The 8,063-nt window shown below is 67.5% G+C and carries 9 protein-coding genes and 3 pseudogenes; 5 read left to right on the forward strand and 7 right to left on the reverse strand.

What is annotated here, in order from left to right; genetic code table 11:
• Both IH13_RS0132675 and IH13_RS0132680 read right to left on the reverse strand, forming a co-directional pair.
• Positions 1-884 (reverse strand): IS3 family transposase (locus IH13_RS0132675; RefSeq protein WP_037843092.1); only part of this gene is annotated, 884 nt, incomplete at its 3' end.
• On the reverse strand, positions 881-1,180 hold the full coding sequence (locus tag IH13_RS0132680) for a transposase (RefSeq protein WP_031090177.1): 300 nt from the start codon (positions 1,178-1,180) through the stop codon (positions 881-883). The genes IH13_RS0132680 and IH13_RS0132675, both read right to left, overlap by 4 nt.
• Before the next feature lie 42 nt (positions 1,181-1,222).
• On the opposite strand from IH13_RS0132680, the gene IH13_RS0132685 reads away from it, so the two are divergent.
• Both IH13_RS0132685 and IH13_RS0132695 read left to right on the forward strand, forming a co-directional pair.
• Complete coding sequence (locus IH13_RS0132685) at positions 1,223-1,636, forward strand: RNase A-like domain-containing protein (RefSeq protein ID WP_031090179.1); 414 nt, start codon at positions 1,223-1,225, stop codon at positions 1,634-1,636.
• 627 nt (positions 1,637-2,263) lie between these two features.
• Positions 2,264-2,563, forward strand: a complete 300-nt coding sequence (locus IH13_RS0132695) for an RNase A-like domain-containing protein (RefSeq protein ID WP_031090183.1) — start codon at positions 2,264-2,266, stop codon at positions 2,561-2,563.
• Positions 2,564-2,866: 303 nt separating this feature from the next.
• On the opposite strand, the pseudogene IH13_RS45305 reads toward IH13_RS0132695, so the two are convergent.
• Positions 2,867-3,514 (reverse strand): annotated as a pseudogene (locus IH13_RS45305) (IS5/IS1182 family transposase); the annotation flags it as partial.
• 48 nt (positions 3,515-3,562) lie between these two features.
• A pseudogene (locus IH13_RS45680) lies at positions 3,563-4,036 on the reverse strand (hypothetical protein); the annotation flags it as partial.
• Positions 4,037-4,175: 139 nt separating this feature from the next.
• Here IH13_RS45680 and IH13_RS0132705 point away from each other — a divergent pair.
• The gene (locus IH13_RS0132705; protein ID WP_031090187.1) at positions 4,176-4,562 is read left to right on the forward strand and encodes a hypothetical protein; all 387 of its coding nucleotides are present in this window, start codon (positions 4,176-4,178) and stop codon (positions 4,560-4,562) included.
• Positions 4,563-4,878: 316 nt separating this feature from the next.
• Positions 4,879-5,415 (forward strand): hypothetical protein, encoded by a 537-nt coding sequence (locus IH13_RS39135; protein WP_037843095.1) that lies wholly within the window; start codon positions 4,879-4,881, stop codon positions 5,413-5,415.
• A 65-nt stretch (positions 5,416-5,480) separates the two neighbouring features.
• Here the strand turns inward: IH13_RS39135 and IH13_RS45870 are convergent, their stop codons facing one another.
• On the reverse strand, positions 5,481-6,044 hold the full coding sequence (locus IH13_RS45870; RefSeq protein WP_324605212.1) for a DUF6262 family protein: 564 nt from the start codon (positions 6,042-6,044) through the stop codon (positions 5,481-5,483).
• A 20-nt stretch (positions 6,045-6,064) separates the two neighbouring features.
• Positions 6,065-6,274: a hypothetical protein gene (locus tag IH13_RS45875; RefSeq protein WP_031090191.1), complete on the reverse strand. Its 210-nt coding sequence runs from the start codon at positions 6,272-6,274 to the stop codon at positions 6,065-6,067.
• A gap of 245 nt (positions 6,275-6,519) precedes the next feature.
• On the opposite strand from IH13_RS45875, the pseudogene IH13_RS45320 reads away from it, so the two are divergent.
• Positions 6,520-6,675, forward strand: a pseudogene (locus IH13_RS45320) (transposase); the annotation flags it as partial.
• Between the two features lie 638 nt (positions 6,676-7,313).
• Here the strand turns inward: IH13_RS45320 and IH13_RS0132730 are convergent.
• Entirely contained in the window at positions 7,314-7,817 is a 504-nt protein-coding gene (locus IH13_RS0132730) for a MarR family winged helix-turn-helix transcriptional regulator (protein ID WP_031090193.1), read from the reverse strand.
• Positions 7,818-8,063: the final 246 nt, after the last annotated feature.

Here is an 8,063-nt window from a genome sequence, read left to right on the forward strand (position 1 = left end):
GCCGCGAGGGCGTGTCGATGCCGCTGCCTGGTCTCGGCCGGGGTGAGGTAGCCGAAGATCTTGTGCTTGCGCAGGCGGCGGCGGTTGTAGAAGGTCTCGATGAAGTTGAAGACTTCGGCGCGGGCGGTGGCCCGGTCGGGCCAGGTCCGGGTTCCGATCTCTTCCTTGAGCAGAGCCCAGAAACTCTCTGCTGCGGCGTTATCGAAACACGAACCGGTGCGTCCACAGCTCTGCCGTAGCCCCAACTCTATTGTTTGGGCGCGGAATTGAGCCGAGGTGTACTCGCTTCCGCGATCACTGTGGACCACGCGTCCGGGCTCCAGACCGCCTCGGTCGTGGGCCATGTCGAGCGCGTCCACGACGAGCTCGGCGCGGTGGTGGTCGGCCATCGCGTGGCCGACGACCTCGCGCGTGGCCAGGTCCAGCCAGCAGGCGAGGTAGAGCCAGCCCTCGGCCGTCGGGAGGTGGGTGATGTCGCCGACCAGCTTGGTGCCGGGGTGCTCGGCGTGGAAGTCCCGGCCGACCAGGTCCGGGGCCGGCTTCGCCTTCGAATCCGGCCGGGTCAGCGAGCGCCGCTTACGGCGGGTGACGCCGCGGATGTCGCGCTCATGCATGACGCGGGCGATGCGCTTGCGGTTCACTCGCCGCCCCAGACGCCGCAGCTCGGCGTGGATACGCGGGACGCCGTAGGTCTTGCGGGAAGCGATATGCAGCACGGTGATCTCGTGCGCGAGCGCGTCGTCGGCCGCCTGGCGGGTCTGGCGGGTGGCCTCGCCCTCGCGCCAGGCGTAGTAGCAGGAGCGGGTCACGTGCAGCACCCGGCACAGCATCGTGACCGGATAGTTCGCCTTCTTCGCGTGGATCAACCGGTACAACGCGGTCACCGGTCGATCTCCTTCACGAAGAAGGCCGTCGCTTTTTTCAGGATCTCGATCGTCTGCTGCTGCTCGCGGTTCTCCTTGCGTAGCCGGCGCAGTTCGTCGCGTTCGGCGCTGGTCAGCTCGCCCGGGGCGCCCTCACCTCGGTCGGCTTTGGCCCGGCGGTACCAGCCGCGCAGGGACTCGGAGCTGATGCCCAGCTCCCGGGCGACGGCGGTGACCGTCTTGCCCGAGGAGTCGACGAGCGCGATCGCGTCCCGCTTGAACTCCTCGGTGTACCGCTTCGTGTATTTGCTTCCCACCTGGTGCTACTTCTTCTGAAACCTCAAGATCCCAGTCTCCAGGTGTCCACGATCAAGGGGAAGCTTCAGGGGAACGGTCCTACCGCCGCCTGGCCGCACGGCAAGCCGCTTCCCGGCAGCTCTTCGTCCTTTTCAAGCTACCAGCGGGCAGAGGAGCTGATCCAACACAACCTCAACAAGAACCAGCCCGCTATCGACGCCTGGATCAAGGGCCCGCCACAGCTGGCCGACGGAGGTGTCGAGAAGTTCCGCTCGACCGCGCCACCCGGTGAGACCAGCGGTCGCAGCGTATTCAAGCAGCCGGTGGGCCCGAACGACCCGATGTCCGGGTACAAGGAGGGGGGAGCCAACGCCAAGGCGTACGACGTGAACGGCATCGAGACGCGCCTCAAGTACGACAGCAACCGCAATCCACCCTTCACGGTCATGACCTCAATCCCTACAAGCCCTAGCTAGTTGCCCGCCGAGAAAGGCCGCACCACATGCCGCCCGTCGACCAGACGTCCTGGGACGCCGCGGTACGCCACCTGTACAGGGACGCGTACGCATACGTCGCCACAGGACCCCGCCACCACGAGGACTGGGCCTTCGACGTCCTCACCGTGATGGCCCGGGTTCCGGACCCCAGGGGCTGGGTCGGCGTCGACGACGCGGCGCAGAGCCCGGAGCGTGAGGGAGACCCCAAGTACCCATTCGCCGACCACCCCCCGGAGTACATCGCGCCGCGCCTCAAGGAGATCGACCGGGGCAGCGCCGAGAACCTGCTCCTGGCCCTCACGGAGTCCGGGTGCACCCTTGCCAACCTCCAGTACTTCGCCGAATCCCCGGACGAACTGCGGGCCATGGCGCGCACGATCCTCGCTCGGTACGGGGACGGGGCCAGGTACTACACGAACGTAAAAAAACAGGGCAACCGCCCCGGCACAATCGACTTCACTCTGGTACAGCCCGCTGGGTGTCTACATGGAAGACTGTGGCCTCGTCATCGTCTCGGACACCGAAGTGGGCCTGGTCTGGAGCTTCGCCGACTAGTGAGTCTGTACGCGCGAAGGTCCCGCCTCGGTGATGCGAGGGGATCCCCCCGTGCTGACCCGTTCCGCTTCCTGTCCCGACCGGGGGACCGCCCAGTGGGCCACCCAGCAGGTGGTGACCGCCAACGAGCAGGCCATCCATCGCTGGCTCGCCCAGAACACCCGGGTCCGCCTCACCATCGAGGCCGCCTGGCCGTCCCGTGAGGAGCCCGTGGGCCGAGTACAGCTGGAAGGCGACCTGCTGGCCGGACGCGGCCCCGTCGATGTGCGCGCAGCGCGCGTGGTGCTGCGCCGCGAGCCGGTAAGCCCGCATGGCTTCGTCGTCCACACGACCGTCCCGTTCTACCTGTAGGGGTCACACGCACATGTCCATGAAACCCCTCGAACACGACCGGCGGTACGGCGAGCTGGACCAGGTGATGCGCGCGTATCTGGGGCAGCCGGCCGACGACGCCCCGGAGCAGCGCACGCCCTGGACGCCTATCTCGTCACACCTGGCACGCCCGCCCCTCGGCCATCGCGGAGGCGGAACGACAGCTGCGCGAGTACAGCCGCAATCCTCCGGGCCGCATTCGGCAGGAGCTGGGTGAGTTCTACTCGATCCCGGACACAGGTAAGCCCCAGTCGGACATGGGCGACTGAGCCCTTTCCAACCTCACGCTGACGCGTGGTGAAGGACAAGAAGCGCCTGGACGATCGCGGTGATGCGGTTGGTGCTGCAGCGGAGCTTCCGCAGAAGGCACCAGCCCTTGAGGGTGGCCATGGCCTGCTCGCCGAGGCGGCGGATCTTGGCCTGCGTGCTGTTGTGTCGGCGCTTCCATCGCTTGAGGCGACGGCCTCGGAACGGGACGCGTACGGGGTGGCCGGCTCCGTGGTACGCCTTGTCCGCCCAGCACTTCAGCTCGGCCGCGGCGAGCGCGTCGATGATCCCGTGGGTCCGTGCGGCGGTCAGGTCGTGGACGGACCCGGGCAGAGCGGGTGACGCCCACAGCAGCCGTCCTAACGGGTCGGTGAGGACCTGGACGTTCATGCCGTGGCGCTTGTGTTTCCCGGAGTAGTACAGGGTGTCGGCGGCGATCCGGTCGATCGGCAGGAGGGTGCCGTCCAGGATCACGAACGCCTTGGTCCGGATGGTCTTCATCGCCTCGGTCAGGGTCGGGGCGAGGGCAGCCAGGACGTCGATGACCTCGCGTATGTAGCGATAGACGGTCGCGATGCCGATGCGGAACCCGGCAGCGAGCTGGGCATAGGTATCGCCGCATCGCAGGTGGGCCAGGGCGAGCAGGGCCGCGGCCGGGGACGAGCCGGATCCGACATGCCGTGACCTTGCGGTAGATGGCCGCCGGGAGATGCCCAGGGCCCACGCCGCCCGCGGCTTGTCCCCGCCGTGGTCGAGGAGCACCTGCACGATCATGTCGCGTTCAGTGCTCTCCCACGGGGTCAGCGGATGCAGCGCCCGGGACAGCAGGGCCGGGGGCAGGTCCGGCTCGTCGATGACGTCGGCGTCGGCCCGGCGGACGAGCGCGTAGCGCAGGGCGCCCTCCAACTGCCGTACGTCGCCGGGCCGGGGCGCGCCGTCCAGGACGCGCAGCGCGTCGTCGGTGCAGCGCACCTCGGCGCCCGCTTGGTGGCGGGCCAGCAGCACGGGCACCAGGGCCCGCCACGTCGCCGGCCCCGCGGCGCAGGGGCGGTGCCATGACCTCGGCGGACCACCACGGGCCCGCGGGTACGGCGTCGTCCGCCGCCCGCGCTCCGGCAGGCCGGGAGCGGGTCGCCATCGCGAGGACCCAGGGCCTGTCTGATAATGATCACGTCGGGGAGGCATTTCTCGGTGGAGTCAGCTGACTGCCTGTGGAAGGGTCCTGCAGGTGACCAGTCAGAATGGCGCCCGGGTCCGCGAGCTCGTACTCGCGGACGGAGTTCGCCCTGCAGACGTTGTGCGTGTTCATCGCGAAGCTCTTCACGTGCTGCGTTCGAGCATCGATGCGGCCCACATCGATGCGTACAGCGATGACGCCTGGCCGTCCGAAGTCCTGGACTCGTATGAACGTGCCTTGTCACTGGCTCGGGAGGAGGTCGCGAGCGGTGCCCGCTCCAGGCGCTTTGATCCCGGGATGGGGATCGACCTCGATGTCCGAGACGACGGGCACTTCAAGGTGCTGTCGGACTTGGCTCCCTACACGATCCACGCGGAAGGCCGGCGGGACGGTCGGCAGGTTTTCAGCGCCAGCGACTCGGGAACGTCCCTGTGGGTTGAGGTAACCCAGGAACAGGAAGCAGCCCTTTTGTCCCGATTGGGTCAGCTGGGAATCTCATCGGGGGTGCTGGCCGTCCTGGCCCCCGGGCGCTGAGCGCCTGCCGACGCAGGCTCGCGGAGCCAGAGGATCAGCGAGGCGAGGCGGAGTCCGGCCTGGTATCGGTCCGCGAGCTTGTCGAAGCGGGTTGCTGTCGCGCGGAACTGCTTGAGCCGGCCTCGCTTATCCATAGGTCGAGCCCATCCACGCTGCTCAGGCGGGTGCAGGACGGTAAGAGACGTTAGGGACGTTCCTCAAGAGCCCGGGGACGAAGCGCGATCAGCTCGACGACAGACGTTCGTCGTGTCTGTTGGGTCCTGCGGGCGTGGGACGATGCCTCTGATACGTGCGTTCGAGTAAGAGGAAATTGTCTATGTGGTGGGCGCAGGAGATCGTCTCGGACTTGGACCGCCCGCAGTGGACATGGGTCCCGTTCAAGAGCGTGGGGCCTCTGCAGTTCGGCCGGAGCATCAATGATGTCGCGGCGGCCCTAGGTGAGCCAGTTGGCGGTTGGGACCCCAACAAGCAGTGGGTGCCATTCAGCGCTCCGGGTATCGACACCTACTACCGCAGGGAAGATCTGACGTTGGCCGCCGTCGCCGTCGATGCCTGCCGCGGACCCCAGATCAACTACGAGGGCATCCGCCTGACAGGCCGGCTGCCTTCCGAGCTCTCTCCCTGGATCGAAGCGACAGCTGAATCCCTTGAGAACATGCCCCCTGGTCTGAATGGCCTGCGCATCGGGTTGAACGGGGAGGCCGGCCTCCCCGGCCTCGGTTTGGTCATGCGTTGCCAGCAGAACGGTGACTATGCCCGAACTCGCCCTGTCCTCGTGGCTCGCGACTGGGCGGAGATGAGTACCGACAGTTGGGAGGGCCCCATTCCTCGCAGGGAGTGGGGGGTCTACTGAGGAGACAAAGCCCCCGCCAATCAAGCGCGGCCGAAGAGGCGGTGGCCACCTGTCATCCATGTGGGTCATGTTGGTGATGTCCCTGTGCTGTGGTCGCGGATCATCTGGCGGAGGCTGGTGTGGGCTGCGGTGAGCTCGTCTTCGAGCTCGGTGACGCGGCGTGCGAGTACGTCGGCTTCGACGTTCTTGGCGTTGAGCAGTGCCTCCATCTCGGCTTTGTCTGCCGTGAGTTCATGGACTCGTGTGGTGAGGTCACCGGTGGCAACCTGGTCGAGTTGCCGGCTGAGGTGGAGGCGTGCGTTGCGCTGAAGTCGGTCGCGCTCGGCACGAAGCTTGTGGATCTCCTCGCGGGCCAGGTTGAGATCGACGCGGAGGCTGGCGTTGCTGGCTGGGGTGTTTCGCGTGGCGGGGCGAGGCTTGTCCTGTTCCTGGATGGCGGCTCGGACGTGTTCGCGCACGCCTTCGGCATAGGTGAGCCAGGGAGAGACGCCGGCCGTGCGAGCGTCGGCGGCGTGTGTGACCTTGTCGCCGTTGTGCTGCAGTGATCGGATCGCCTCAAGGCCACGGGCTCGCTTTGCTCGGCTGTCCCGGCGGCGGACTTCCTTGAGGACCTGTGCTGGGGTCTGGATGTGTGTGCTCGTTTACTGGGTCACGAGGACCTCCGGTTGATCGCCGTCAGCGGCAGGGCGGTGCGTCCGCGGCTGACTCGTGCCTTTCGCAGCACGGAGCTGGCCTCTTCGATCTCCTGGCGCTCTTCGGGGGTTTTGGTGTCCAGTTGCTTGCGCATCGCGGTCAGCACTTGCTGGAACGCGTCGATCTGGTCGCTCAGGGTGCGGGTGACGAAGGGGTCGGCGCCCATCGCCTCGGCCGTGAAGCGGTCGGCTCGCAGCGAGTTGATGTGCTCTTCGATGGCTGGTAGGTAGGAAGGGGCGGGCCTGTAAGTAGCCGCAACCCGCGCACTGGAAGCGGATTGGGCACGCGCTTCCGCCGGCCTTGACGTTGGAGGGTTCGCGGCAGTTGCCGAACGGCACGGCGGCGGGGCGGCCTTCGGCTGAGCATGTGATCCGACCAAGGAACACACAATGCAGCACGAAGGCCGTGGGGATGAGTCTGTCGCACCATGCTGACCTGCAGGACCCGTTTGCGGGTCTGTCACGCTTCCGGGGTGAGTTCTACTCCTGTCCGACCAGGCGTGCGGACGCGCTGTTCGAACGCGCGGACGCGGTGTTGTGCGCGGACGGTCCGGTCCGGTCGCTGGTGTAACTGTCGCTGGTCGGTGAACACCGTCGCGGCCACGGCGGGCTCTACGACGCCCTGGGTCCTCGGCCGCCGGTGCCTGGCCTCCACCGGCGTCTCCGGTGGCGTCGGGTCGTCCCAGGGCAGCATGACCGGCACCGGCGCGTACTCCTCGATGTGCTGCCGGATCGCCCTGGCCACACTTGACGGCAACGGCACGTCCCTGACCTCGCGGCCCTGGGGGAGCCCGAGCGCCTCACCTTGCCGGAGCCCACGGCCCGCCCGCCGATCACGCGGAGGGGCCGGTAGCGGTCGGGCAGTGCCTCCCGCACCCCCAGCACCCGCTCGGGCGGCCACGCCTCGACCCTGCCGGGTGTGGCCGCCGGAAGACCGACCGTGCTGGACCGACATGGATTGCGTCCCAGGCGACGGTTCTCGATGGCGGCCTGAAGACGACATAGGCGCGGGCGGTCGCCCGGGGCTCGACTCGGCCCAACCAACCCGCGATCCGCGCCATGACCTGATCGCACATCGTCCGACAGCGGGCAGGGCCTACGCCATGGTCCGCGGCCACCGCACGGTCTTCAGGAGCCCGCACGACCCCCGATGATCACGCCATGGCCACACCCGTTCGCAGCCAGGTCCGTTGCGAGATCGACAGATCAGAACGGATCACCAGAAGTCTCGTCACCCTCGACATTGGCCACCATCTTGCGCAGCACCTTGAGCGCGGCCACGTACTCCTCGTCGCTGATGCCCTGGTGGACCACGGAGCGTACCTCGGTCGCCAGCTCACGGAGTCGCGCTCTGGCGGCCTCCCCCGCATCCGTGAGGTACAGACGCTGCCCATCATCGATCCGGAGCCATGCGCGGTGGAGCAACTGGTCGACGACCCTGGCGATCTCGTACGGCCCGTCGGCAAGGTGCGTCAGCTGAGCGACGACCTCCTCACGGCTCGGTGCCGCGGGGCCGCCATTCACACGGTTGAGTACCCAGTACTGCGGCTGCGTGACGTCGATCTTGGCCATGGCGTCACGTAGCTGCCGGGTGACGGCCGTCTGGGTCAGCCCGCACCAGTAGCCGATCGGCTGAGTGGCCAGCACGTCATCGGTCGCGGCCGGATTCGCCGGCGCTTGGTCAGTGGTGGTTCCGATCAGCGATTTCATGATCGCGACGCTACCTTCCCCCCGCCGCGCTGAACCACCGGAATGCGCCATTCACTGCAACTCGTCCTGGATGCGCACCGAATCCGCCGACCACCGTTATCTTCAGAGCCGCCGCAGCCTCACGCGCCACCATGCCACGAGCCGACGCAGCGACAACCGCTCACCAGCGGGTAGATCACGAACCCGCACTGGAATACCAAGGGCTTTCCCCCAATTCCCGGTGGGTCAGCGCACGGCGTCAGATGC

Origin of the sequence: Streptomyces sp. NRRL WC-3549 (assembly GCF_000721935.1) — a bacterium.
In the GTDB taxonomy this organism is placed as follows: Bacteria; Actinomycetota; Actinomycetes; order Streptomycetales; family Streptomycetaceae; genus Streptomyces.